Here is a 24,567-nt window from a genome sequence, read left to right on the forward strand (position 1 = left end):
ATCGTTTTCTTCGGAGACTTAATGAGTAAACAAGTCACACTAACAATCAATGGAAAGCAGGTCACCGTGCCGGATGGCACGCTGGTTGCGGATGCGGCAAAGATGGCGGACATCGACATCCCCGTTTTCTGCCACCATCCCAAGCTTGAGCCTGTCGGCATGTGCCGCATGTGCCTGGTCGAGATCGGCAGACCCATGCTGGACCGAAACACCGGCCAGGTGGTGATGGAGAACGGCCAGCCCAAGATCCAGTTCATGCCCAAACTTGAAACGGCTTGCACCAACCGTGTTTCAGAGGGCATGGTGGTGATGACAGTCTCTGACAAGGCTAGGGAGGGTCAGAATAGCACGCTTGAATTCTTGCTCACCTCGCATCCGTTGGACTGCCCGGTCTGTGACAAGGGCGGCGAATGCCCATTGCAAAATCTGACCGTGGCCTTTGGTCCGGGCAAGAGCCGCTTCATTTTTGACGAAAAACTGCACCTCGAAAAGCAGGTCCCGCTGGGCGAGTTGATCTGGCTGGACCGCGAGCGCTGCATCCAGTGCGCGCGCTGTATCCGCTTTCAGGATGAGCTCGCGGGCGAGTCGGTACTTGGCTTCGACGACCGTGGACGCAACACCCAGATCATTTCATTATCGGACCCCGGGTTTGATTCTGTTTTCTCAGGCAATACCACCGACATCTGCCCCGTCGGCGCATTGACCACAGCGGACTTCCGCTTCGGTGCGCGCCCCTGGGAATTGGAGGCGCAGGCTTCCATTTGCACGCAATGCCCGGTAGGGTGTAATACGACGTTGAATACGCGCCGCGAGGCCAGTGTGGGCGGTGACATTGTGGTGAAGCGCGTCATGCCGCGCCAGAACGAGGAAGTGAATGAGATCTGGTTGTGCGACAAGGGGCGCTTTTCCTATCACTACACCGAAAGCCGAAAGAGACTCACCAGGCCACTTGTCCGCAGGGACGGTAAATTGGCACGCGCTTCGTGGGACGCTTCCACCAAGTTGGCGGCGCAGAATTTTGCTTCGGCGAAAAAGAATTTCGTTGTACTGGCTTCCGGGCGGCTTGCAAATGAAGATCTGTTCAACCTCAAGTCGTTGGCAGACCACGCCGGCGGCACAGCCATTTTGTATACCGATATGGGCGGCGGTGACCTGACCCAGTTGGTGGGTGTCGGCGCCGGCACAAATATCGGCAAAATGGGCACCGGCGATGCAATTCTCGTCGTGGCTTCTGATTTATATGAAGAAGCCCCGATTTGGTGGCTGAGAGTGAAGCAGGCCGCTGACCGCGGTGCCACCTTGATCGTGGCGAATCCACGCGAGACCAAGCTGGATAAATTCGCAAAGTTCACCATCCGCTATACATATGGGGATGAAGGTAAAACCGTCAGCGATTTCAGCAGGAAGGGCAAGATCGCGGATGAATTTTCAAAGGCAAGGAATGCGCTCGTGTTCTACGGCAGCGAAGGACTTGGCCTGAATGGCTCATCAGCACTTGCTTCTGCATGCGCTGCTCTCTTAAAGGATACGGATCATGTCGGCAGGCCGAACAACGGTCTGATCGGCGTCTGGCAGAGAGCCAATGACCAGGGCGCATGGGAGGTCGGTTTCCGCCCCGTGCCCGATCTGGAGAAGGTGCTCAAAGGAAAGGCAGTATATATTGCAGGCGCAGACCCGGTGGGCGATGATCCCAATCTGGCGAAGGCGCTAAAGGGTGCAAAATTCGTTGCGGTGCAGGACCTTCTTGAAACTGCCACAACCGAAATTGCGGACGTGGTCTTCCCTGTGCAGGCATATACCGAACGGGAAGGGACCTATATCTCAGGGGAGCGCCGTGTGCAGCGTTTCTATGCGGCTGTATCACCCAAAGGTGACTCAAAGCCTGATTTTGCGATCACGTCCCAGATTGCCAAGCAGATGGGCGTCATTCTGGAAGGTTCGTCTGCTTCGGTGGTGTTTGATATCCTTGCCAATTCAATTGATGCGCTGGTGGAACTGGGTTATGAAAAACTTGCCGAGGTGCATGGCCAATGGCCGATTGTCGGGCGCGGCGACCTGTATTACGGTGGAACAACCTATGAGAACACGCAGGGTCTGGGCGTGCAGCTCCTGCCCATGGCTCAAGTTGGAGGAACCGTACGCATACCAAGGGTCCGCAAGGAAGCGGCTCTTCGTCCCCGGGAAAAGGAATTGATCGCTGTGCCGGTCAACAAGCTGTATGATCGCGGCGTGACCATCAATCCCACGCAATTGTTGCATGAACGTGTCGGGGAGGCGACAGTGTCTTTGCACCCGTCCACGGCAAAAAAGATGGGTCTGGAAACCGGCGCACATGTGAAGATCAGCTTCGACGGCGTCAGCGGCGAGGCTGTGTTGAAGACGGATGAGACAATTTCAACCGGTGTGGCGTTGGTGCCGCGCAGTATGGGCATTGCGATCCGCGAACCTGTAGCCGCGCGTGTGTTTGCGCGAAGCGCAGCGGGGAAGGTGAAATAATATGGACTGGACAATCTGGCTTGAATGGGTTGTGAAAGGTTTCATCCTGTGCCTGCTCCTTTTGACGGGGTTTGCATACCTAACCTGGTATGAGCGCCGCGCACTTGCAAAGATGCAGGTGCGTGTGGGTCCGAATCGTGCAGGACCTCAGGGCCTGCTTCAGCCGATTGCAGATGCCGTAAAATTGATCTTCAAGGAGGAACTTACGCCCGGGCGGGTATACAAGACGGTCTTTATCCTTGCGCCCATATTGACTGTTGTGCCTTCTTTGATCCTGGCGGCGGTGATCCCGCTTGGCGACTCCTTTAATTTTTTCGGACGCGAGATCACGCTGCATGTGGCGGATCTCAATGTGGGTATTCTGTATTTATTGTCCATCATGTCCATTGCCGTGTACGGCATTGTTTTGGCGGGGTGGTCCAGCAACAACAAGTACGCGATGCTGGGCGCCGTGCGTTCCTCGGCGCAAATGATCTCTTATGAACTTTCGCTGGGCCTGTGTTTTGTGATTGCCATTCTTCTCGGCAATTCGATGAACTTAAATGATATCGTGGATGCCCAGAAGGGGATATGGTTTGCAGTCATTCAGCCGGCCGGCGCGCTGGTCTTTTTGATTGTAACGCTTGCAGAAGTGAACCGCGCCCCCTTTGATATGCCCGAAGCCGAACAGGAATTGACGGCCGGGTATCACTCGGAATATTCGGGCATGAAGTTCGCCCTGTTCTTTATGGCGGAATATCAAAAGATGATCGTCATCTGCATGATCGCGACGACCCTCTTCTTCGGCGGGTATCGTGAGTTCTGGTTCTTGCAGGGAACCATGTTCAGCGTGGACCGCTTCTGGTTCCTGGGTCCCATCTACATGCTGTTAAAGGTCATTGTGCTCCTGTTCTTTATGATCTGGATCCGCGCCACCTGGCCCCGCATACGGTATGACCGTTTGATGGCCTTTGGCTGGAAGGTGCTTTTACCTTTATCGTTGGTGCTTGCCTTTATCACCGCCGCAGGGCTTTTGCTCGCCCAGGAATTGGACAACCAGTTGTTCATCTGGGGTATTCCCGTCCTGTCCATTGTTTGCGGGCTGGTGGCAGTGGCTTTTATTTACCGTGACTTGAGGAGAAAATCCCATGGGCGTATTTGACCCCATAATCGAACTCTCAAAAGGACTTGGTGAAACGCTGCGGTCGTTCTGGCTGGAAAAAACCGTGACCGTGCAATACCCGGAAGAGAAGAGGCCTGTCCGCCCGCGTTTCCGCGGCCGCCATGTGTTGAAACGCTATGACAACGGTCTCGAGAAGTGCATTGGATGCTCACTCTGTGCCGCTGCCTGCCCTGCGGATGCGATCTTTGTGGAAGCCTCCGAGAATACGGATGAAAAACGCTTCTCGCCCGGCGAGCGATATGCCTCCACCTACGAGATCAATATGCTGCGCTGTATCTATTGCGGCTTCTGCGAGGACGCCTGCCCCACCGAGGCCATTGTGCTCGGCGACAATTACGAGCTGTCCTTCACAGACCGCAGGCAGGCCATCTACCCAAAGGACATGCTTCTCGAACCTGTTCCTTCCGAGCAGATGCTGACTCCCAAAAAAGTTGAACCGGGCGTGTTCACACGTTCCGTTCCGGAGATGAAAGACCCGTCCGATTATTAGCGGGTTACGATGTTTTGATTGGTTTGCAGAGCGCCAATCGTAAATGGAGAACCATGAATTCCGACCTGATTGTCTTCCTTGTTCTTTCCCTCGTAGCCATTGCAACCGCTTTGGGCATGGTGTTCAGCCGCAATGCAGTCTACTCGGCGTTGTTTTTGGTGTTGAATTTTGTCACTGTGGCGGTGTTCTATCTTTTACTTGGCGCGCCGTTCATTGCCATGTCCCAGATCACGGTGTACGCCGGCGCGATCATGGTGTTGTTCCTGTTTGTGATCATGCTCCTGGGTGCGGAAAACCTCCCGCCTTCCAAGGCATTGCCCTGGCAGAGACCGCTGGCTTTCATCCTTGCTCTCGTGCTGGCGGTGGAGTCGGTCTATTTGATCATTTCCCGCGCACAATCGGATGGTAGCATTACAGCGCCGGACGCCTCGATCAATACGGTCGAAAACCTGCGTGAAATGGCGATGACCCTGTTCGGTCAGTATCTCCTGCCGTTTGAGGTCACATCCATTTTGTTGCTGGTCGCCATGGTGGGTGCGATTGTGCTGACCAAACAGGAAAAAGAAGGATAGGGAATCATGGTGCCTGTTGATTATTACATCGTCCTCTCTGCATTTTTATTCACCATCGGTGCGATGGGCGTGCTCGCTCACCGCAACCCCTTGATCATCTTCATGTCCATTGAACTGATGCTCAACGCGGCAAACCTTGCCTTTGTGGCATTCGCCAGCGTGCATAAGACCTTCGATGGGCAGATATTCGTATTCTTCGTCATCGCGGTTGCCGCGGCGGAAGTGGCGGTGGGCCTCGCCTTGATCGTGGAGATCTTTAAATCCCGCAGGAACATCGACGTTGATGAGATGAATTCCCTGAAGGGATAATTCGATATTTGTTGATCGAATTCCGGAGAATGTTATGCACTTAAGTGAAACTGTTACAGGCTTTTATTTTCTGGCTCCCTGGCTGGTCTTTGCGCCTGTCATCGGCTTGTTGATTAATGCAGTTTTCGGCAGGCAGTTCAGCGAACGAGTGGTTGGCGCGGTGGCAAGTGCGGCGTCGGGAGCGGCGTTTGTCATATCCGTTTTGCTGGCGTATTCGGTATGGGCAAATCACGGGCTTGCAGTCAGCGTGCCTTTCGCCGAATGGATCCACATCGGGGACCTCAAACTCGACTGGACCTTCCGCGTTGACTCGCTTTCAACTGCGATGATGCTCGTCGTTTCGGGCGTCGGGACCCTCATTCACATCTACGCAATCGGATATATGCATGAGGATGTACGTTTTAAACACGAGGAGGGACGCTTCGCCCGCTTCTTTGTTTTCTTGAACCTGTTCATCGCTGCGATGATGATCCTCGTCTCGGGCGACTCTTACTTAATGCTCTTTGTCGGCTGGGAGGGCGTGGGGTTGTGCTCCTTCCTGCTAATTGGCTTCTGGTTCGAGATGGACACGCTCGCCCGCCCCTCCTGGGCAAACTCGGACGCCGCGATAAAAGCCTTCATCACCAACCGCGTGGGTGACTTCGGCTTCCTCATCGCGGGCTTTTTGATGTTCTGGCATCTCGGCTCCTTTCAATTTGACGAGGTCTTCAAAGCCGCGCCTGCCATTGCGGCATCAGCGCCCTGGGTGATCGTGGCCATTACTTTGTTTATGCTGATAGGTGTGGCGGGAAAGTCCGCGCAAATTCCGCTCTACATCTGGCTGCCGGATGCGATGGCGGGTCCGACGCCGGTCTCCGCCCTGATCCATGCCGCCACGATGGTAACCGCGGGTGTGTATTTGGTGACACGTTCTGCGCCGTTGTACACGCTCGTCCCTGAGGCGCAGTATATCGTTGCAATGGTCGGTGCAGGGACAGCCCTCTTCGCCGCGACGATCGCCGTCGGTCAATACGATATCAAGAAAGTGCTGGCCTACTCCACCATTTCCCAGCTTGGCTTCATGGTCGCCGCAGTGGGCATGGGTGCGTATGTGGCAGGCATGTTCCACTTAATTACACACGCTTTCTTCAAGGCCTTACTCTTCCTTTCCGCCGGTTCGGTCATTCTCGGCCTGGAGCGCGGACACCATGCTCACGCTCATCATGCACACGATAAGAAACCTGCCAAAGGTATAAAGACAGCGAAGAGGGATGCATATGGGGGTCATGACGACCACACTGGTGCTGTGCATGGCGAAGTCTTCGACCCGGGCGACATGCGCAACATGGGCGGGATGCGCAAGACCATGCCCGTCACTTTCTGGCTGTATATGATCGGCACGCTGGCGCTGGCGGGCATCTTCCCGTTCGCAGGCTTCTGGTCGAAGGATGAGATTTTGCTCGATGCAAAATTGCATTATCCCAGCGTGTACTGGCAGTTGAGCATCGCCGCCTTCTTCACCGCCTTCTACATGGGCAGGCAGATCTGGATGGTCTTTTTCGGCGAAGCGCGCACGGATGCCGCCAGGCATGCGCAGGAAAGCCCAAAGGTGATGACCGTGCCGCTCATGGTGCTGGCAGTTCTGTCGGTCGTCGGAGGCGCGTTGAATCTGCCCTTCAAGGGCTTCCATCAACTGGGTCACTGGCTGGAATATACGATCGGTGAGATCGAGGCCCTTCCGCTTGATTTGCAGGTTGCAGGGATCTCCACCGCGCTGGCATTGCTCGCCATTCTCATCTCATGGCTGATTTACGGACGCACTCCGTTGAAATCCAACCAGCCCGATCCGCTCAAGAAGCCGCTGGGCTTTGTCTTCACGGGCATGGAGAACAAATGGTTCGTGGACGAAGGCTATGGTGTTTTGATCATCACGCCGTTCAAAAGGATTTCGCAATTCATTGCGGATGTGATCGACTGGCGCTTCTGGCATGACTTTGTGCATGATACCGTTATCGCTGGAACCTACAACTGGGTCAGCAGCATTGCTCTGGATCGCTACGCCGACCAAAAAGGCATTGACGCATTTGCCAACTGGATCGGCACGGCCACACAATGGATTTCCGGGAATATGCGTAAAGTTCAGAACGGATTCGTGCGCTCCTACGCGCTGTCTGTTTTGCTTGGCGTTGTCTTGATTTTGGGCTACCTGATTTTTAAATAACTCGCAGAAACCGAGGATAGAACATGGAATTTCTTTTACAACCTCTTACACTCCTGACCTTCTCCCCGATCCTGGGCGTGATCGTGATTCTTTTCATGAACTCCGAACAGAAGCGCGCCATCCGCTGGGCCGCGATGGTCACATCCCTGCTCACATTTGCCATTTCATTGTGGGTCTTTGGACAGTTCAAGGCATCGAACCCTGACCTGCAACTGGAAGCCAAGTATGCATGGATCCATGTGGCGGGCTGGAATATTTACTATTTCCTCGCCGTGGACGGTCTGAGCATCCTGCTGGTGATGCTTACCGCCTTCCTCACGCCCATCTCCATCCTTTCCACATGGACGGCGGTGGAGGACCGTGTGAAGGACTTCATGATCTTCTTCCTCTTGTTGGAAATGGGCATGACGGGCGTGTTCCTCGCGCAGGATCTCTTCCTGTTCTACATCTTCTGGGAGTTCACCCTCGTCCCAATGTACTTCCTCATCGGCATCTGGGGCGGCCCCAATCGTGTGTATGCCGCGGTTAAGTTCTTCCTCTACACCATGGCCGGCTCGATTTTGATGCTGCTTGCCATCCTCTTCCTTGGCATCAAGACCGATACCTTCAACATCCCGACCATGCTTGTCCGCCTGCCTGATCTGTATGCCACAGACGTGATCACAGCCGGCACCCAGATGTTCCTCTTCCTGGCGTTCACTGCGGCGTTTGCCATCAAGGTCCCGATGTGGCCCCTGCACTCGTGGCTGCCCGATGCCCACGTGGAGGCACCGACTGCGGGTTCCGTTATTCTTGCGGGTGTGCTGCTGAAGATGGGTACCTACGGTTTCCTGCGCTTCAACATTCCGCTCTTCCCGAATGCCGCCATCCAGGCCGCCCCGTGGATCGCACTCTTCGCGACCATCGGTATCATTTACGGCGCGGCGGTCTCCTTCGCCCAGGCGGATGTCAAGAAACTGGTTGCCTATTCCTCCGTGAGCCACCTCGGTTTCGTCATGCTCGGATTGTTCGCACTTAATGCCGAAGGCGTGGCGGGTGCCATTTTGCAGATGGTCAACCACGGCTTGAGCACGGGAGCGTTGTTTTTGCTCATCGGTATGATCTACGAACAGACCCACACCCGCGAGATCAAGGTCTATGGCGGCTTGTGGAAGATCACCCCGATCTTCGGCGCACTCATGTTGATTGCCTCGCTCTCCTCGATGGGTTTGCCTGGTCTCAACGGTTTTGTGGGCGAGTTCACCATTTTGCTGGGCGCGTTCGGTTCCAAGGCCATTGGCAATCCCTGGTATGCGGGCATCTCCGCCATCGGCGTCATCCTGGCGGCGGTTTACATCCTGTACATGTTCCAAAAAGTCTTCCTCGGACCTGCAGGCGAGATCACCCATCATCACGAACTCAAGGACCTCAACTGGCGCGAGATCGCCACGGTCGTTCCCTTGGTCATCTTCATGTTCTGGATCGGCCTCTATCCCAGGCCGTTCTTCGATATCCTTGCCCCTGCGGTGCATAAACTGCTTTCCGCCTTGCCTTTGTAAACCACGGATGATAAGGATGAACACAGAGCATCAATCATTCTTCGTGTTCCTTCGCGCCCTTCGTGGTTAAAAACTGGAGCGTTCATGACGCAACCTCAATTTATAGACTTCTATACCCTCCTCCCGTTTACCATCCTTGTTGTGTGGGCATGTTTGCTTTTGCTGGCCGACCTCTTCATTCCAAAAGACCGCAAAGGCATCACCGCCTTTCTCGCGGCATTGGGTCTGGCCGTGGCGTTGGGATATTCCATCACCCAGATCGGGTTCTCCAGCGTTGGTTTCAACAATATGGTTGCCCTCGACGGTTTCTCCACCTTTGCCAACATCCTCCTGCTCGCGAGCGGACTGTTTGGTATCGCCCTCTCCTATGGGTACAACCAGCGTATGGGCATCAAACGCAGTGAATACTACACCCTCCTGCTCTTCAGCGTCACAGGCATGATGCTCATGGCGCAAGCCACAGACCTCATCATAGTCTTCCTTGCCCTCGAACTGCTCTCCATCCCGCTCTACGTCCTCTCTGCCATCGCGCGCAAACTCGACTCTGAAGAATCCGGTCTCAAATATTTTCTGCTGGGCGCATTCGCCAGTGGATTTGTCGTGTACGGGACAGCCTTGATCTTTGGTGCGACGGGGACCACATCCCTCAACGGGATTTTCTACACCGCCTCCAGCGGGACCTTCAGCCTGCTCCTGACCATCGGGGCGGCCCTGCTGCTGGTCGGATTCGGTTTCAAGGTTGCGGCAGTCCCCTTCCATATGTGGACTCCCGATGTCTATCAAGGCGCACCGACGGGCGTTACCGCCTTCATGGCGGCTGGCGCAAAGATCGCGGGTTTCGTCGCCTTGTTCCGTGTATTCAGTACTGCATTCCCCCTGCTTTCCGCCGACCTGACCGACATTCTTTGGGCGCTCTCCGCATTGACCATGATCGTCGGCAACCTCGTTGCCATCTCGCAGAGCAACATCAAACGCATGCTGGCATACTCCGCCATTGCGCATGCCGGGTACATACTCATGGCGTTTGTTCCATATGGGAATAAGGAAATTGCTCCCATTGCAATCGCCGCAGGCTTGTTCTACCTTGTCGCTTATTCCGTGACCAACTTTGGTTCGTGGGGCGTTGTCATCGCGCTCGAAAAAACTGAAGGGAGGGGTCTTGAAATAAGTGGTTACGCGGGCCTGGCGAGGAAACACCCCGCCCTTGCCGCCGCCATGACCATCTTCATGCTCTCGTTTATCGGCTTCCCGCCCACGCTGGGACTGGTCGGCAAGTTCTACCTCTTCCGCTCCGCCATTGCCGGGGGATTCACGGGTCTTGCCCTCATTGGCGTGGTCACATCGCTGATTTCCGCATACTACTATCTGCGCGTCGTCGTCAACATGTACATGAGAGAAGGTGACCCTTCCGTTGAACGCGAACCCTGGCTGGGCTTCACCACTACAGTAACGGCAATCATCACAGTGGTGCTGGGTTTTATCCCGCACTTTCTTTTCCTGCTGGCAAGCACGGCGGTGATAAAATAACCGCGCTGATCTTCCTGAAACATAATCTCCCGTTAGCCGCGGGAGATTTTTTTGTTACTTGACAACGGTTTTTCGCGGACGTAAAATACCTGAATTGTGGGAATTACCAATTCAATCGGAGGCGGACGAAATGACGGAAAAAACAGGCAAGCCCATCAATAGAAAAAAACTGGCAGCAACCATCGTGGTGGCTTCCGCTGTGGTGGCAACGGGGTACGACGTAAACCGGCTTTCTGCGGACCCCGTGGGGGAAAAGGATTGCGAACCCATTTCCACCTATTCTCCAGATGCCTCCGTGAATACAGGCGATATTCATGTTGAAGTCAGTCCTTTGCCCGTCAGCGCCATGTTGCAGTGGAAGCAAAAAGGCGGCTCGATTAACGATGTCAGTTGTTTGAACCGGACCCCGGTATACGGTATCGTCCAAATCACAAGCGTGGACGATATCCAGAATGCGGTCCTGTTTGCAAAGGAAAACAAACTGAAAGTGTCCATGGCAGGCGTGCGCCACAGCATGGGCGGACAGGCTTTCTATAAGAACAACCTCGTCCTGGATATGTTGAAGTTCAACCAGATGTCGCTGGATGAAGCCAACAGGATCCTCACCGTGCAAAGCGGCGCGACCTGGCATGATATTCAGGATTACCTGCATCCCAGATTCGCGGTCAAAGCCATGCAATCCTCTGATATTTTCAGTGTGGGCGGATCCATCTCGGTCAATGCGCACGGCATGGATCACCTCGCAGGCTCGGTCGGAAGCTCGATCCGTTCGATGCGAGTCATGCTCGCAGACGGCAGCATCGTCAATGTCAGCCGTGAGGAGCACCCTGAGTTGTTCCGTTTGGTCGTCGGCGGCTACGGCTTGTTTGGCATCATTCTCGATGTTGACCTTGAGATCGTGGACAACGACATTTACGAAACGGAACGACAGATCGTGAAGTACCGTGACTTCCCCGAAATATTCGAGAATGAGATCCTGCCCAACCCGAACCTCGGTTTGTTTTACGGGCATCTCTCCACCGCGCCGGGATCCCTGCTCGAAGAGATGATCTTTTATGAATATACAAAGGTGGAAATTGGCGACGCGGATATCCCGCCGCTCGGCGAGGTCTCCAGCACGAAGTTGCGCCGCTATGTTCTGAATTTTTCCAAGAAGGGCAGCCTTGCCATGAGCATCAAGTGGTTCCTGGAAAAAAATGTCGAGCCGATGCTGGAGTCCTGCACCGTTGTCCCGCGTACCCAGGCAATGGGGGAGGGCGAAGCGTGTCTGGTCTCCCGCAACGAGCCGATGCATGATTCGGTCAAATACATCAACAACAACTTAAAGAATGAGACGGACATCCTGCATGAGTACTTCATCCCGCGCGACCAGTTCATTCCTTTTGTGGATGGGCTTCGCGAGATCGTCCGCGAAAACAAAGTGAACCTGCTCAACGCTTCGGTGCGGGTGATCCACCCCGAGGATAACTTCCTGACCTATGCGCCTGATGAGATGTACTCGATTGTGTTGTACATCAACCAGCCTGTAAGCGCCAAGGGAAATGACCACATGATCGAGGTCACACGCAAATTGATCGACCTGACCGCCCAGGTGAACGGACGCTTCTTCCTGCCCTATCAACTGCATTACACACCCGAGCAGCTCCAACGCTCATACCCGGAGATCGCCGATTTCTTCGCCGCGAAAAAAGTGTACGATCCCGCAGGTTTGTTCACCAATACTTGGTATGAGAAATATTCGAAATTGATTCAGTGATGCATGTCATTGCGAGCACGAAGTCGAAGCAATCTGACACTCGATTGCGATGTTGTTTCGACAGTGCTACTTGAGAAACCCCAGCACGATTGGGATAAGTGTGTCCAGATCCTCCACATGCGGCACATGGTTGACATTCTTCATCACCACCAATTCGGCATTCGGCAGGATGCTTTGCAAATATTCGCCCTCCGATAATGAGATGACCGTGTCGCTATCCCCCCAGACGATGAGCGCGGGCATCGTTAGCGATCGGTAATTTGCGGGGTCGGTGGTCAATGAAACTTCCCGAACTGTCAGAACATATTTCAACCAGTCGCCGAGCGTATCTGTTGCGCCTTCGAGGACGAGTGTCTGTTGCAGTATCGCCACGCGGTCATCTGTGGCGTCGGCGGGGTCGTGCAGCATGGAGGCAAGCAAAGTCCTCGTCAACAGCGGATTGGTCGCTGTTGCAGAAAGGACCGGGTTGCGAATCGGCTTGGTCGACAGGAACAACTCAAGGGCGGAGGGAGAGGCGGAATCCGGCTGCGGTTCAAGGTTTAAATTCAACCCGCCGACATCCAGCAGAATCAATGTGTCAATTCGGTTGGGGATCATCAACGCAGCTTCTATCGTTGTGCCGCCTCCAAATGAGTGCCCGAACAGAATCGCGCGCTCGATTCCCAGCGCATCCATCAAGGCAATGACACGCTTCGCCTGGTCTGTGTTTCCGAACGACGGCGCGGCGGGCCGCTCGGAAAAACCGAACGGGGGAATGTCAATCGCAATACAGCGATAGCCCGCCTCCGCCAGCAGAGACATCGTCTCCAGCCAGAACTCGCTCCATGCACCCGTGCCATGGATGAAAAGAATGGCCTGTCCTTCTTCCGATCCCATCTCTTGAATGAAAATTTCAACGTCCCCAGCCTGCACGAACCTGCCTGCGGACGGCGCGGCTTCATGGCGGGTTTTATTTTCGCGCAGGCCTGCCAGAACGGTAAAAACCAGAATTATTACTATGGTCATACCCAATATCACGGCGATTGTTTTGAGAAGATACCCAAGCCATTTTTTCATGGAACCCTCGTACCATGTCGCTCTGGGCTGCTTCGCGGCTCAGAATGACATAACCATTAATTAATAATCGTAGATATGCTCGAATTGAACGTCTGGATACTCCTGTAATTCTTCGAGGAAAAGATGCAGTTCGTCAACCTGCACTTTGATCGCCGCGCGCGTCAACCCCGGCTGGGTCAGGATCGGCAGATCAAAGAGATACTTGCCATATTCGAACGTATAGGTTCCTCCCTGCGGGGCGAATAAGGTCACCAATATCTTGCGATTCCCCGCGATCTCCTCGAACGATAATCCCTGCTCCATCAGTTCCGGTACAAGTGTCGAAAAGACCTCGTAGCGGGTGATAAACACCAGATGTCTTTCGTCATCGATGTGTTCGATGATCTCAAAGTGCGGGCCTGCCATGTCGTCGCTCACGCCTTTGGCAACCGCATATATTTTTTCCGTATCCGGTCCACCATAGGTTGCCTGTGAACCTGCACGGGTCAAACCACCGTACAATGCCTTGACGCCATATTCAACAGTCAGCGCAAGTTTACGCTCCCATTTGCGAAGCAGGCCGGGTCCCCGATAGCTGGTTTCCTGCCACAAGCCGTTCAACTTCTCGTCAAAGGGGAACAAATACCACGGTGTATTATGCAGGAACGCGCCAAACTCCTGCGCGACCTGCGCCGCATACATCTCCTCCTCCGTAGGCCCGGCAGGACCCAGCCAGTCGAAGACGCGCCCAATGGTCGTTTCGTACAGTCCTTTGAACATGTTCTCGGCGGTAAAACTCACACCGATAAAGCCAAGCACGAATTGCGCGCTTCCATTGCGCGGGTATCTTCCGCGCACCTCGCCGCACACATCGTAATAACTCTGCCAGTACTGCGCAACCGCCCTGAAGTAAGGGAAGTGCGTGGACGAGTTTTCCTGAAGGAATGCCCCGTATTCATCCGCGCTGTAGACGATATACCACTCCGGCAGGGTCAGGTAGGTCTGGTCTTCGGGACGCGAATATTCAGGGATGCGGTTTGTGACGCTCCGCATCGTTTCGTCGCCCGGGTCTGTTTTTATTACCTGCGGGCTCCTCCAAAGCTGACAGTAGAACGCACCGCGTGCCAGCCCGACCGCCGAGGGTCCCAATGCCAGCAGGAGCATTATGGAAACGAAGAACCGCAGGCCTCGCCCGCTCCGTTTATTATGCCTGCTCATTTTCTGTAAATCTCTTGCTTAATACAAACCCGATCAACACGGCAATGCCGCCGATGGCGATATGCGGGATGTTTGCAAAGAATTTGAAACCCCAGTCCAGCGGCGTGATTCCGTGCAGGAAGATGCCCGCATCCAGGTATCCCTGCCCCAGAAGGAAACCCATCACGCCGTCCAATCCATAGATAATGCCGAACAATTTGAAATAGAACACCGAGGCCTTGTGCGATCTCCATGCCGCAACCGCCGCCCAAAGTCCGGAAGCGTAGTGCAGCAGGTCGTCGTGCAGTTCCAGCCTGAAGATCCCCAGTGTATAGCCTTCTGCGTCATTGATGAAAGCGATGTGTGCCAGCGAACCGATAATGACAAACATGACGGCATACACCCAGGCAAGTTTTTGAATCACGGACGTTTTCATGGCTTTGTTCCTCCTTGAGACGATAAAATTATTCACTCGATTTTAGCATATGGCAAAGTGGATATACCTTGATTTATTTGACACGCTGTTTCTTTGCGGTATAATATCGTCCGCAACTTTTATTGGCTCCGTAGCTCAATGGCAGAGCAGTTGCCTCTTAAGCAATTGGTTGAGGGTTCGAATCCCCCCGGAGTCACCACGAAAAGCATCCTGTTCAGGATGCTTTTCGTGCGTATCATCCTCTTTGGGCTTAATGGCCCAGGTTCCCCAGCACCCAAACAATGAACGGTGCCACCGCCAGCGCAGGCAGGAAATTCCCCACGCGGATTTTTTTGATCTCCAAAAGATTGCTGATTGCAAGCCCCAGTAAAATTACGCCGCCCGCAGCGGTCATTTCGTTCATCATTGGTTCTGTGATGATGACGCTTAACTGTCCCGCCAATAAACTGATTCCGCCTTGATAGATAAGAATGATGATCGAGGAGAACAACACCCCAACCCCCAGTGTGGATGCGAACGCGATGGACGCGAATCCATCCAGTGTCGATTTTACCGCCAGCAGGTTGTAGTCGCCGGTCAGGCCGTCCTGGATGGAACCGAGGATTGCAATGGGCCCGATGCAGAAGAGCAGGGAGGCAACCATGAAGCCGCGTACAAATCTGGAACTGGAGGAATCAGCCTCAAGGTCCCGGGAGAAGCGTTTTTCGAGGGTCTGCCCGAGCGCCTGCAGCCCGTCCTCCAGTCTCCACCATTCCCCCAGCAGGGCGCCGATGATCAACGCGCCTAGGACAATGAGCTGGTTATCGCTTTTGAAGAACATGTTTAAGCCCATTGCCGCGGTAAAGAGACCCATCCCTGCAATGACGGTCTTCTTGAACCGTTCCGGAATGCGTGCGCCAAAGAACAGACCGATGGTGCCGCCGATCAGGATGGCGGCAACGTTAATAAAGGTGCCCGTCATGTTTTCCTATGATTTCGCCAGGGATGTTTTTTTACCCGCGTGCTGATTTTCAAGAAGTTCCAGCACAAAACAAAGGGAGGACAGGCGATTAAGATAACGCTGCAAGTCCGGGTTAATGACTGCCTCCTCGTCGAAGAGAGCCACCACGCGCCGTTCAGCGCGGCGGATGATGGCGCGCGCCAGCGAAAGCGCCGCACCGCCGAGGGTGTCGCCGGGCAGGATGAATTCCTTTGGCATTTCAACGAGATCGCTTAAGTTGTCGGTCTGCTGCTCGAGCCAGGCAACACGCGCCTCGTCGATGAAATGGAATTGCTTGGCGTTCTCCGGTGTGGCGGCAACCTCCGCCATCAGCTTGTAAAGATCCCGTTGTGCTTCGAGCAGGATCGGGGGAGTCTGCGGCGCGGTACACTGGGCGCGCGCCAGGCCGAGTGCGGCGGAGGCTTCGTCAAGCGCGCCCACCGCCTCCATGCGGACATGATACTTGGGCACGCGTCCCTCGCCTAGCAGGCCCGTTGTGCCGTCGTCGCCCTTTGCTGTGTAAAAAGTCATGGGCGGATTATACTCACTAATGCGTGCCTCGCATATATGCTGCCCTGTGGGTATAATTTCCGAATGCTTGTACCCATTCATGAAGAAATGACCCGCGAGGCATTAGGTCCGCATTTCAGCGCAGGTGCACTGGAGATCATCATTGCCGCAAACGGCAAACAGGATTCGTGGAGCGGTTTGATCGGCCACGATGAGTTTCACTACGACAACGACATCGAGAAAGGCGACCGTTACATGATTGAGCAGCGCGGCCTGCTCCTTGCCACCCTGCTTTCGCCCGGCATCCTCTCGGCATGGATCGCCTTCGGGAGACTGCTCCACACTGCGCAGGATTTCTACTCTCATACGAATTATGTGACCTTGTGGCTGGACCAATTCAACGGTTCGCCGCCCCCTCCGCCCGAAATTGAGCCTGTCCAAAAGGACCTGCTCCGAAGCCCAGGCCTGCATGCCGCAAAAATCTACCTCCTGCTGGATGCGCTTTATTTTGTCCCATTCATGCGCCCATTGACGCTCAAGCTCCTGCCGCATGATTCACATGGACACATGAACCTCGATTCCCCGCAACAGGGACCCAACTTCGCCTATGCCCGCGCCGCCGCGGTCAAGCGCACGCGGTATGAGTTCGAACTTTTGCAGAAACTGCTCACCCCGGTAATGTTCGCACGCTTTGTGAATAAGGATGTGACGGAACACTCCCTGGAACAGGCAAACTTAAAAAAGGTATAATCAAATTATGGATATAAAAACGAGACTCAATGAATCAATGAAGGATGCCATGAAAAGCGGTGACGAGATCCGCAAGCGTACGGTTCGCATGGTCATTGCCGCCGTCAAACAGGCGGAGGTGGACAGGCAGACCACGCTCGAAGACCTGGCTGTTGTGGCGTTGGTCCAAAGGGAGATCAAGAACCGCCGCGAGGCAATCGAAGAGGCAAAGAAAGCCAACCGCCTCGATCTCATTAGCGACAACGAAATGGAAATCAAGGTGTTGGAGGTTTTCCTGCCGCAAGCCATGCCTGCTGATGAATTGCGCGCACTGGTGCAGGCTGCCATTGAAGAGACGGGTGCAGCCGTGCCGAGCGACATGGGCAAGGTGATGAAGGTTGTCATGCCCAAGGTTGCGGGGCGCGCGCCGAACGATCTGATCAGCGCAACCGTCAAGGAATTGCTCACCAAGTAATCCTTTCTGCGAAGAGGCAGGATAGTCTCTTTGTGATTGATTCCCATGCAAGTACGCACCTCTGTCCCGTCCCGTATTCGTATTTTACAGATCAGCCTGGTCCTTGCCGTCAGTCTTATCTCTTTTGCCGCGCTTACCCTGCCTTTGGGTCTGCGCCCTGCCGTGCAATCCGTCGAGGTTGGAGCGGTGGCACAAACCATCATGCAATCTCCGCGGGATATTGAATATGTAAGCGAGATCCGCACGGAGGAAGCCAGGAAAGCCGCCGAGAGCGCAGTCCAGCCCGTTTATAGCCTGCCGGATCCCGCCATTGCGCGTCAACAGATCGAGCGGCTGCGCACCATTCTACAGAACATCACCGCCATCCGCGGGGACGTAGAACTTACAGCGGTCGAGAAAAGGACAAAGATCGTTGCGCTGAGTGATGTGCGTTTGAAGGTGGAAACCATTGATTATTTGATAGGTATTTCCGATACCCGCTGGGACACTGTTCAGGCTGAATCTGTGCGTGTGCTGGAACAGGTGATGCGCCGTGCGATCCATGAGGATAAAGTGGAGGCTGCGCAGGCTGGCATTTCCTCCTCTGTGACCCTGACGTTCAATGAACAGCAGTCCGCGCTCGTGACCGAACTGGTCTCTGCTTTTGTGGTCCCCAACAGTTTTTTCAGTGATGAATTGACAATTGCTGCAAGGCAGGCCGCGCGTGAAGCCGTGAAACCGATCGTGAAAACCTATAAGACAGGGGAGACGATTGTCCCCGCAGGGGAGATCATTACCCCAGCCGATATGGAAGCCTTTCAACAACTCGGCATGATCAGCATCGGTCAGCGCTGGCAGGATATGGCTGGTGCGGGATCGGTGATTGTGCTTTCCGCCGTCCTTGTTCCGCTTTATTTTCTCCGCCGCAAACGTCCGGCGGTCGTCAATGACCCGCGCAGTATTCTTGTCATCGCCCTCTTGTTCGTTGTGTTTTTGATTGGCGCACGTCTTTTCACAGACCGCACGCTTGCACCATACGGTTATCCTTTGCAGGCTGCAGGGCTGCTGCTGGCCACGTTGTTCGGGCTGGAAGTGGGACTTGTCGTTGCCATCCCGCTCTGTCTGCTCGCCGCCTACGGCCTGCCCAATTCGCTCGACCTTGCGCCGTATTATTTATTTTCATCGCTGATCGGTCTGCTCGCGCTTGGGCCCGCCCGCCGCATTTGGGGCTTCGTCCGCGCCGGGATTGCCATTGCACTTTCGGGGCTGGCGGTCCTGATCGCATACCGCCTGCCGCTTTCCCAGCCTGACTGGCTGGGTGCGGTTCAATTTGTCGGCGTTGTTGTTTTTGCGGGGTTTGCCGCGGCAAGCATCGCGCTGTTGCTCCAATATCTTTTTGCCCAACTGCTTGGATTGACCACCGCGCTGCAACTGCTTGATATATCCCGCCCGGATTCCCCGCTTTTGCAGTTCTTCCTCCGCAGTGCGCCCGGTACCTATCAACACAGTTTGCAGGTCGCCAACCTCGCCGAACAAGCCGCGGAAAAGATCGGCGCAGACCCATTGCTCACACGCGTTGGCGCGCAGTTCCATGATATTGGCAAGGCGCTCAACCCCAACTTCTTTATTGAGAATCAAATCCCGGGCAATTTAAATACCCATCAGGATGCCGAACCCGGGGAGGTTTCCGCCACCATTATCCGACACGTCACGGATGGCATACAACTTGCAAAAAAACACCGTCTTCCGAGCAGGCTGCATGATTTTATACTCGAACATCACGGCACGCTTATCACACAATACCAATACAATCAGGCAATGGAGGCGGCGGGCGGCGATGTGACCCGCGTGGATATCGAGAAATTCCGTTACCCCGGCCCGCGCCCCGCCTCGCGCGAATCCGCTTTGCTCATGCTGGCGGATGCCACCGAAGCCCGTGCCCGATCCGAACGCCCTGCCACCGACGATGATCTACGCAAACTTGTTCAGAGCGTCATTGATACCGTCCAAAAATTCAACCAGCTTGATGACACCCTGTTAACCCTGCGCGACCTCAACCTGATCACCGAATCCTTTGTGACCACGCTGCGCGGCACATATCATCCCCGTATGAAGTATCCCAATGCCAAAGTGCCAGACCAGGATTCCACCATGCTTAACCCAAGAAAAGATAAATGATCTTCATTGACAACCAACAGGACTTTCTGGAATCAATCCTGCTCGAACGGGCCGCCCGCTTCACTCTTGACCTGAGCCCCGCTCATTCCAACGCAGACATCACCATCGTCCTGACAGATGACGCGCAGCTGCATGAACTGAATCGTGATTATCTCGGCGTGGACGCGCCTACAGATGTGCTTTCCTTCCCCGCCTCCGAATCGGACCCTGAAACTGGTTCCGCCTATCTGGGGGATATTCTCATCTCGGTCCCTCGCGCCGCGCAGCAGGCACAGGCCGCAGGTCACCCCGTCGAAGCGGAGGTGCAATTGCTGGTTGTGCACGGCGTCCTGCATTTACTGGGATATGACCATGCCGAGGCGGAGGAAAAAGCCCGTATGTGGGCAGTCCAGGCAGATGTTTTGGAACGACTAGGGCTGGGTCATATCAAAATCCAGGATTCAGAGTGAAGTCATTTTTTTTGTCCCGCATCCAATCCTTTCGTCACGCCTTACGCGGATGGTTTTATGTTTTGCAGACCCAGCGCAATGCGTGGATTCACAGCGCGATCGCCACGGTTGTTTTTGTCGTGGGAATCTGGCTGGAACTCCCGCCGCGCGATTGGGCGGTCATCATCCTTACCACCGCAATGGTGTTCACCGCGGAGTTCATCAACACCTCCATTGAGGTGACCGTTGACCTTGCCAGCCCGGATGCGCATCCGCTGGCGAAGATCGGCAAGGACGTTGGGGCGGCCGCGGTATTGGTCGCCGCTTTAGCCGCGATCCTGGCCGGCTTGTTGATTCTTGGTCCGCCGCTCTGGTTAAAACTCACTACACTGTTAGGTACAAACTGATTACCGGTACCTTAAAACCTGGAGAATGCTCATGTCTTTATCCTTTAAATTTGGCACAGTTGGTTCCCCCATAGGCACGCCGAAAAAGCCCGGCGGATCGGTTGGCGCAATCGAATTCAGCAAATCCATTGGGTTGGATGCGTTCGAACTCGGCTGGGTGCAGTCGGTGCGGGTGACCGAGGCGACTTGCGCGTTGATTCAGTCCACGGGCGCGGCGCAGGATGTGGACTTGAGCGTGCATGCCCCGTATTTCATTAACCTGAATGCCACCGCGGAAGAATGGCCTAAATCAAGAAAGAGGTTGATGGACGCGGCGCATTATGGGTACCTCGCCGGTGCAACGGACATCATCTTTCACCCCGGTTCATATTTTGGAAACGACCCCGCCGAGGTGTTGAAAGTGGCACTTCCGCGTTTGGAAGGCTGCGTGAAGGAACTGCAAAAGAACAGCGACAATGTCACCTTGCGCCCGGAGACGATGGGAAAATCTGCCATGCTTGGCTCGTTTGAGGACGCGATTGCGATGAGCAAAGCCATGGACATGGTCCAGCCCTGCCTCGATTTTGCCCACCTGCACGCCCGTCCCGGCGACGGCACGATGAACACCTATGATGAATGGTCTCGTCTGCTTGAGAGATACGGCAAGGGACTCGGCGAAAAAGCCTTGAAGGATTTGCACATCCATCTTTCCGGCATCGAGTACGGCCCGAAAGGGGAGAAGAATCACCTGCCCCTCGCCGAAGCCGACCTGGATCTGAAAGCCCTCTTCAAAGCCATGCATGAATTTGGCTGTGCGGGGCGCATCCTGTGCGAAAGCCCCATCATGGAGAAGGATGCCTTGAATATGAAGAAGGCGTGGATGAAGATCAGCGGGGAGAAATAGAATCTACAGCCTCGTAACCAACCCAAGGTCAGCGGGGAGAAGCGATGGAAGAACATAAAACATCCCGTCCATTATTGATTTGGACGGGATGTTTTATGAATCAACCGCAGTCTTACTTGGTTAACCCGACGTTCAATTCGTTCAGCTCAGGCTCATCAGGTCCTGCCTGCAGGTTATTGGCAAAGGCGGGGATGTAACCCTGCGCCGAATACACCATGGTAAAGAGTGTGTTGCGCGGGATGTCGGTGATCTTGTATTTTCCGTCACTGCCGGTTTGGATATCTACAATAACGTATTTTTCCGCAAAGTCCTCGCTCTTCCATTTTTCGAAGGTGGTGCCGGGCGTGAGCACGAATACATAGGCTCCCGGTATCGGCTTGTTGGTGGCTGCATCGTAGATTAAGCCGTACACCGTCACCGTGCCGCCTGGCTGGGTGGGTTGTGAAGGTGCGGAACTGCCGCCTCCGTCCACAGCCACTTCGGAGGATGTGCCGATGGGTTTCAGGTTTGCCCCCGCAAACAACTCCACCCGATAGGAACCGGCCGGCATGGGATTGCCTTCATTCGGCAGATAGGTGCCGAAGAGACCCGTTTCATCCCACTCCCAGGCGTAACTGTATTCGGAAACTTTCTGCCCGTTCAGATACCAGTGTTCGAGCAATAATTGGCCATTGGTCATCCCGGAATAACGAAAGCCTGCGGCAACACACAACGTCGTCGCGGGATATGAATTGACGGTCTTGTCCGTCCATTGGCAGTTCTGGACGCTGCCGGAAGTATCGAGCCAGACGAAATTGGATGTGGCTTCGTTGCCGCCGCCCGCTTCGCTGACCACCCCGGGCATGCGGTAGGGACTGGTATATTCCCTGCCCGCCTGTGCCGCCTGGATCAACGGCTGGGCAAGGTTGACGGGGCGCAAGCCGTTGATGAATCCCCCGATCGGGATGCAGCTGTCGTTTTGATCCACGATGCCGTCCATGTTCGTGTCTTGAATCTGGCGGCAGTCTGTGATTCTTTCGACATCCGCGCCGGAGGATGCAATGGTCGGGACGCCGATAATGCGGGCATTGTTATCCGTCGCGAGACCGCCGGAGTTGCCGCCGGCGATGGTGGCATCGGTTTTTACCCAGGCGCGGTCACCGAGCTGGTCTTCCGGGGAGAAACCGGAGACACTGCCTTTTGTGAAGGTGATGGTGTTTCCGCCGATGCTGGGGAAGCCGAAAATATTGACGGTATCGCCGATGCGGAGTTGATCCGAGTCGCCGATTTCCACATAGGGAAGGTTCAGACTGGAGGTGTCAACGGGGGTGCCGTTGACGGACGAGCTGATCTGGATGACTGCCAGGTCCATGTATCCATCTACAGCCATTACTTTTGCCTGGTAGGATGGAACAGCCGCCCTGTCTTCCGAGACCACCATGGCGACGATCAGAACATCGGGTTCAATTTCTTGGTTGCCCATTGTAGCCGGGCTGGCAACATGTGCATTGGTCAGGATCATGCCGGAGGGGGAAATGATCGTCCCCGATCCGCCATAGATTGGGGTAAGTTCGCCGTTTATATTTTGAAGCGCAAGGATCTGCACAGTGGCTGAGATTAGTTTCGAACGACTCGCTGCAGAAAGTCCGTCCGCTCCCGAGGCTGGGGTATCGGACGGCGCATCGGTTGAGACTGGTTCGACTGCCGGGGCACCGCCTCTGCATGCTAACGCGGTGGCGATCAGCAGGAACAGCAGGAACAGAAAGGGCTTATAGGTGATTGGTTTCATGTTCGCCTCTGCTAAAAGTTAAGGGACTGGATGAAGCGGTGGAAGCGGTTCAGATCGAAATCGTAATTCTTTTCATCCGCCTGGAAGGAGACCACAATGGCGTGATCGCCGTTCAGGAAAACGTAATCCATTCCGCGCGCCACTCTGGGGATCTGGGTATGGGTCAGGTCGGGGTTCGATTCGACGAACACATAACTGATTTCATAGGCGCTGCGCCCATAGACGGTCACCTCGCGCTGGTCCAATATGCGGAAGGCGGTCAGGTTTTGGGCATGTTCGAGGGTTACCCGGTTTGCGATCTCTGAAGAGGTGACGCCTTCGGCGATGGCGATCCTGCGCACTGCATACGTCGTGCCGAATCCGCTGGAGCTGAAATCTGTGGTGCGCAGGAGTTCATCATTCGCCGGGGAGGATTGCAGCCAGCCTTTGGGAGCCTGTGCACTGATGCCCTCCGAGCTGAAGGGCACGCTGGCATTTTCGACGCCGGATTTGTAGAACCAGCCGGCGGCGAGCGCGATGATGGTTACGAGGACGACGGTGATCTCCGCGTAGCGGTCACCGAGGGAAGGTTGTTTGGTTGCCATGATCTGCCTCCTATTTCCCAGCCTGCACGGCGTTGAGGTTTCGACGCACCAGCCACAGGATGATACCTGTCGTGACGAAGGCAACCACCGCCGCGAGGACGAGTCCCATCCAGACGTTGCTGCTTGCGCCGCTCAAGGTGATGGTGGGGCGGGTGACGAGACCCAGCAGCCAGTGGAACAGGCCGTTGAAAATTGCGGCAAGTGAAATGCCGAGCGGCATCCACCAGATCGATTCCGCTTCGAACTTGGCGCGTCCAAGAAAATACCCGGTGATGCCGGAGAAGGATGCCTGCGCCAGCGCGACCACGGCAATGCGGATGATTCCCGCGCCAAGGTCCACGCCTCCGTTCGAGACGACGAACTGGATGTTCAGGACTGTGGCATATCCCAACCCTGCGGCAGTGGCGTAGATGACACCGTCGGTCGGCTCGTCGAACTCATCCGAGTTGTAAATGCTGTAGCGCACTGCGGCATATTTCAGGAATTCCTGTGTGAAACCGACGACAAGAATGCCTCCCAGAATGGTGGTCAGCGTGTCCGTATAGATCCAGCGGGAGACACGGAATACATTTTCAACCAGCGGGATTCCGATGGCTGCTGCCAGCAGTGCACCGAGTGCAAAGATGGCCAATACAAACCCTTTGGGCTCCGGCTCTGCGCGGTCCTGCAGGTAGAAAAAGACCAGCCAGATCCCGGCGGGTACAAGCGCCAGAAAGGCGCCAGTCAGCAACAGGGCGGTCGGTGTGAACACCGGCTGGATGGCATTATCCAGTGCATAGACAATGCCCACGAAAACCACCAGGCTGACGATGAGCAGGAATTCATCGCGCCAGATGTGCTTCCGTTCGTGAACGGCTTTCGCCTCACTCATGGGGTTGTTCCTCCTTGGGTTGGTGTTATGAAACGAGCTTATAAAATCTGTGATGGAA

The 24,567-nt window shown here is 55.0% G+C and carries 23 protein-coding genes and 1 tRNA gene; 16 read left to right on the top strand and 8 right to left on the bottom strand.

All coding sequences use genetic code 11. From position 1 onward, the window contains the following. The first annotated feature begins 21 nt into the window (after positions 1-21). The 9 genes from nuoG to QY332_03620 all read left to right on the top strand — a co-directional run bounded on the left by nuoG (position 22) and on the right by QY332_03620 (position 12,050). Entirely contained in the window at positions 22-2,496 is a 2,475-nt protein-coding gene (gene nuoG, locus QY332_03580; protein WKZ37004.1) for an NADH-quinone oxidoreductase subunit NuoG, read from the top strand. Position 2,497: 1 nt separating this feature from the next. Next, positions 2,498-3,637: an NADH-quinone oxidoreductase subunit NuoH gene (gene nuoH, locus QY332_03585; protein WKZ37005.1), complete on the top strand. Its 1,140-nt coding sequence runs from the start codon at positions 2,498-2,500 to the stop codon at positions 3,635-3,637. Further along, on the top strand, positions 3,624-4,148 hold the full coding sequence (gene nuoI, locus QY332_03590) for an NADH-quinone oxidoreductase subunit NuoI (protein ID WKZ37006.1): 525 nt from the start codon (positions 3,624-3,626) through the stop codon (positions 4,146-4,148). Before nuoH ends, nuoI begins: the two co-directional genes overlap by 14 nt. Positions 4,149-4,201: 53 nt before the next feature. Then, the gene (locus QY332_03595) at positions 4,202-4,720 is read left to right on the top strand and encodes an NADH-quinone oxidoreductase subunit J (GenBank protein ID WKZ37007.1); all 519 of its coding nucleotides are present in this window, start codon (positions 4,202-4,204) and stop codon (positions 4,718-4,720) included. Positions 4,721-4,726: 6 nt separating this feature from the next. Further along, complete coding sequence (nuoK, locus tag QY332_03600) at positions 4,727-5,029, top strand: NADH-quinone oxidoreductase subunit NuoK (protein WKZ37008.1); 303 nt, start codon at positions 4,727-4,729, stop codon at positions 5,027-5,029. A 34-nt stretch (positions 5,030-5,063) separates the two neighbouring features. After that, positions 5,064-7,229, top strand: a complete 2,166-nt coding sequence (locus tag QY332_03605) for an NADH-quinone oxidoreductase subunit L (protein WKZ37009.1) — start codon at positions 5,064-5,066, stop codon at positions 7,227-7,229. Positions 7,230-7,252: 23 nt separating this feature from the next. Continuing rightward, the gene (locus QY332_03610; GenBank protein WKZ37010.1) at positions 7,253-8,767 is read left to right on the top strand and encodes an NADH-quinone oxidoreductase subunit M; all 1,515 of its coding nucleotides are present in this window, start codon (positions 7,253-7,255) and stop codon (positions 8,765-8,767) included. Positions 8,768-8,851: 84 nt separating this feature from the next. Further along, complete coding sequence (locus tag QY332_03615; protein WKZ37011.1) at positions 8,852-10,294, top strand: NADH-quinone oxidoreductase subunit N; 1,443 nt, start codon at positions 8,852-8,854, stop codon at positions 10,292-10,294. A gap of 130 nt (positions 10,295-10,424) precedes the next feature. Further along, a complete protein-coding gene (locus QY332_03620; GenBank protein WKZ37012.1) occupies positions 10,425-12,050 on the top strand; it encodes an FAD-binding oxidoreductase in 1,626 nt (541 codons plus the stop codon). A gap of 66 nt (positions 12,051-12,116) precedes the next feature. On the opposite strand, the gene QY332_03625 is transcribed toward QY332_03620, so the two are convergent. Genes QY332_03625 through QY332_03635 form a run of 3 tightly spaced genes read right to left on the bottom strand, consistent with a single transcriptional unit; the run spans position 12,117 to position 14,718 of the window. Continuing rightward, positions 12,117-13,106: an alpha/beta hydrolase gene (locus tag QY332_03625; GenBank protein WKZ37013.1), complete on the bottom strand. Its 990-nt coding sequence runs from the start codon at positions 13,104-13,106 to the stop codon at positions 12,117-12,119. 60 nt (positions 13,107-13,166) lie between these two features. Beyond that, entirely contained in the window at positions 13,167-14,303 is a 1,137-nt protein-coding gene (locus tag QY332_03630; protein WKZ37014.1) for a hypothetical protein, read from the bottom strand. Beyond that, a complete protein-coding gene (locus QY332_03635) occupies positions 14,290-14,718 on the bottom strand; it encodes a hypothetical protein (GenBank protein WKZ37015.1) in 429 nt (142 codons plus the stop codon). Before QY332_03635 ends, QY332_03630 begins: the two co-directional genes overlap by 14 nt. Before the next feature lie 124 nt (positions 14,719-14,842). On the opposite strand from QY332_03635, the gene QY332_03640 reads away from it, so the two are divergent. Next, positions 14,843-14,917, top strand: a tRNA-Lys gene (locus QY332_03640). A gap of 51 nt (positions 14,918-14,968) precedes the next feature. On the opposite strand, the gene QY332_03645 is transcribed toward QY332_03640, so the two are convergent. Together QY332_03645 and QY332_03650 are read right to left on the bottom strand one after the other, a co-directional pair. Further along, entirely contained in the window at positions 14,969-15,679 is a 711-nt protein-coding gene (locus QY332_03645) for a DUF554 domain-containing protein (protein ID WKZ37016.1), read from the bottom strand. A 6-nt stretch (positions 15,680-15,685) separates the two neighbouring features. Continuing rightward, positions 15,686-16,228, bottom strand: coding sequence for a cob(I)yrinic acid a,c-diamide adenosyltransferase (locus tag QY332_03650; protein WKZ37017.1), 543 nt, complete (start codon positions 16,226-16,228; stop codon positions 15,686-15,688). 63 nt (positions 16,229-16,291) lie between these two features. Between QY332_03650 and QY332_03655 the strand changes: the two genes are divergently transcribed. From QY332_03655 to QY332_03680, 6 genes are read left to right on the top strand one after another with little or no spacing between them, the layout of a single operon-like run. Continuing rightward, positions 16,292-16,957 (top strand): hypothetical protein, encoded by a 666-nt coding sequence (locus QY332_03655; protein WKZ37018.1) that lies wholly within the window; start codon positions 16,292-16,294, stop codon positions 16,955-16,957. Between the two features lie 7 nt (positions 16,958-16,964). Then, positions 16,965-17,411 carry a GatB/YqeY domain-containing protein gene (locus tag QY332_03660; protein ID WKZ37019.1) on the top strand — a complete coding sequence of 149 codons (447 nt, stop codon included), beginning with the start codon at positions 16,965-16,967 and terminating at the stop codon, positions 17,409-17,411. A gap of 45 nt (positions 17,412-17,456) precedes the next feature. Further along, complete coding sequence (locus QY332_03665) at positions 17,457-19,568, top strand: HDIG domain-containing protein (GenBank protein ID WKZ37020.1); 2,112 nt, start codon at positions 17,457-17,459, stop codon at positions 19,566-19,568. After that, a complete protein-coding gene (ybeY, locus tag QY332_03670) occupies positions 19,565-20,017 on the top strand; it encodes an rRNA maturation RNase YbeY (protein WKZ37021.1) in 453 nt (150 codons plus the stop codon). The genes QY332_03665 and ybeY overlap by 4 nt, the downstream gene beginning before the upstream one ends. Then, entirely contained in the window at positions 20,014-20,403 is a 390-nt protein-coding gene (locus QY332_03675) for a diacylglycerol kinase family protein (GenBank protein ID WKZ37022.1), read from the top strand. The genes ybeY and QY332_03675 overlap by 4 nt, the downstream gene beginning before the upstream one ends. A gap of 31 nt (positions 20,404-20,434) precedes the next feature. Continuing rightward, positions 20,435-21,286 (top strand): TIM barrel protein, encoded by an 852-nt coding sequence (locus QY332_03680; protein WKZ37023.1) that lies wholly within the window; start codon positions 20,435-20,437, stop codon positions 21,284-21,286. A 112-nt stretch (positions 21,287-21,398) separates the two neighbouring features. Here QY332_03680 and QY332_03685 read toward each other — a convergent pair whose 3' ends face one another. Genes QY332_03685 through QY332_03695 form a run of 3 tightly spaced genes read right to left on the bottom strand, consistent with a single transcriptional unit; the run spans position 21,399 to position 24,509 of the window. Next, entirely contained in the window at positions 21,399-23,054 is a 1,656-nt protein-coding gene (locus QY332_03685; GenBank protein ID WKZ37024.1) for a trypsin-like peptidase domain-containing protein, read from the bottom strand. An 11-nt stretch (positions 23,055-23,065) separates the two neighbouring features. Further along, positions 23,066-23,638 (bottom strand): hypothetical protein, encoded by a 573-nt coding sequence (locus QY332_03690; GenBank protein ID WKZ37025.1) that lies wholly within the window; start codon positions 23,636-23,638, stop codon positions 23,066-23,068. 10 nt (positions 23,639-23,648) lie between these two features. Continuing rightward, positions 23,649-24,509: a PrsW family glutamic-type intramembrane protease gene (locus tag QY332_03695; GenBank protein ID WKZ37026.1), complete on the bottom strand. Its 861-nt coding sequence runs from the start codon at positions 24,507-24,509 to the stop codon at positions 23,649-23,651. Positions 24,510-24,567 lie beyond the last annotated feature (58 nt).

The sequence above is a fragment of the Anaerolineales bacterium genome (assembly GCA_030583885.1).
GTDB lineage: Bacteria > Chloroflexota > Anaerolineae > Anaerolineales > Villigracilaceae > Villigracilis.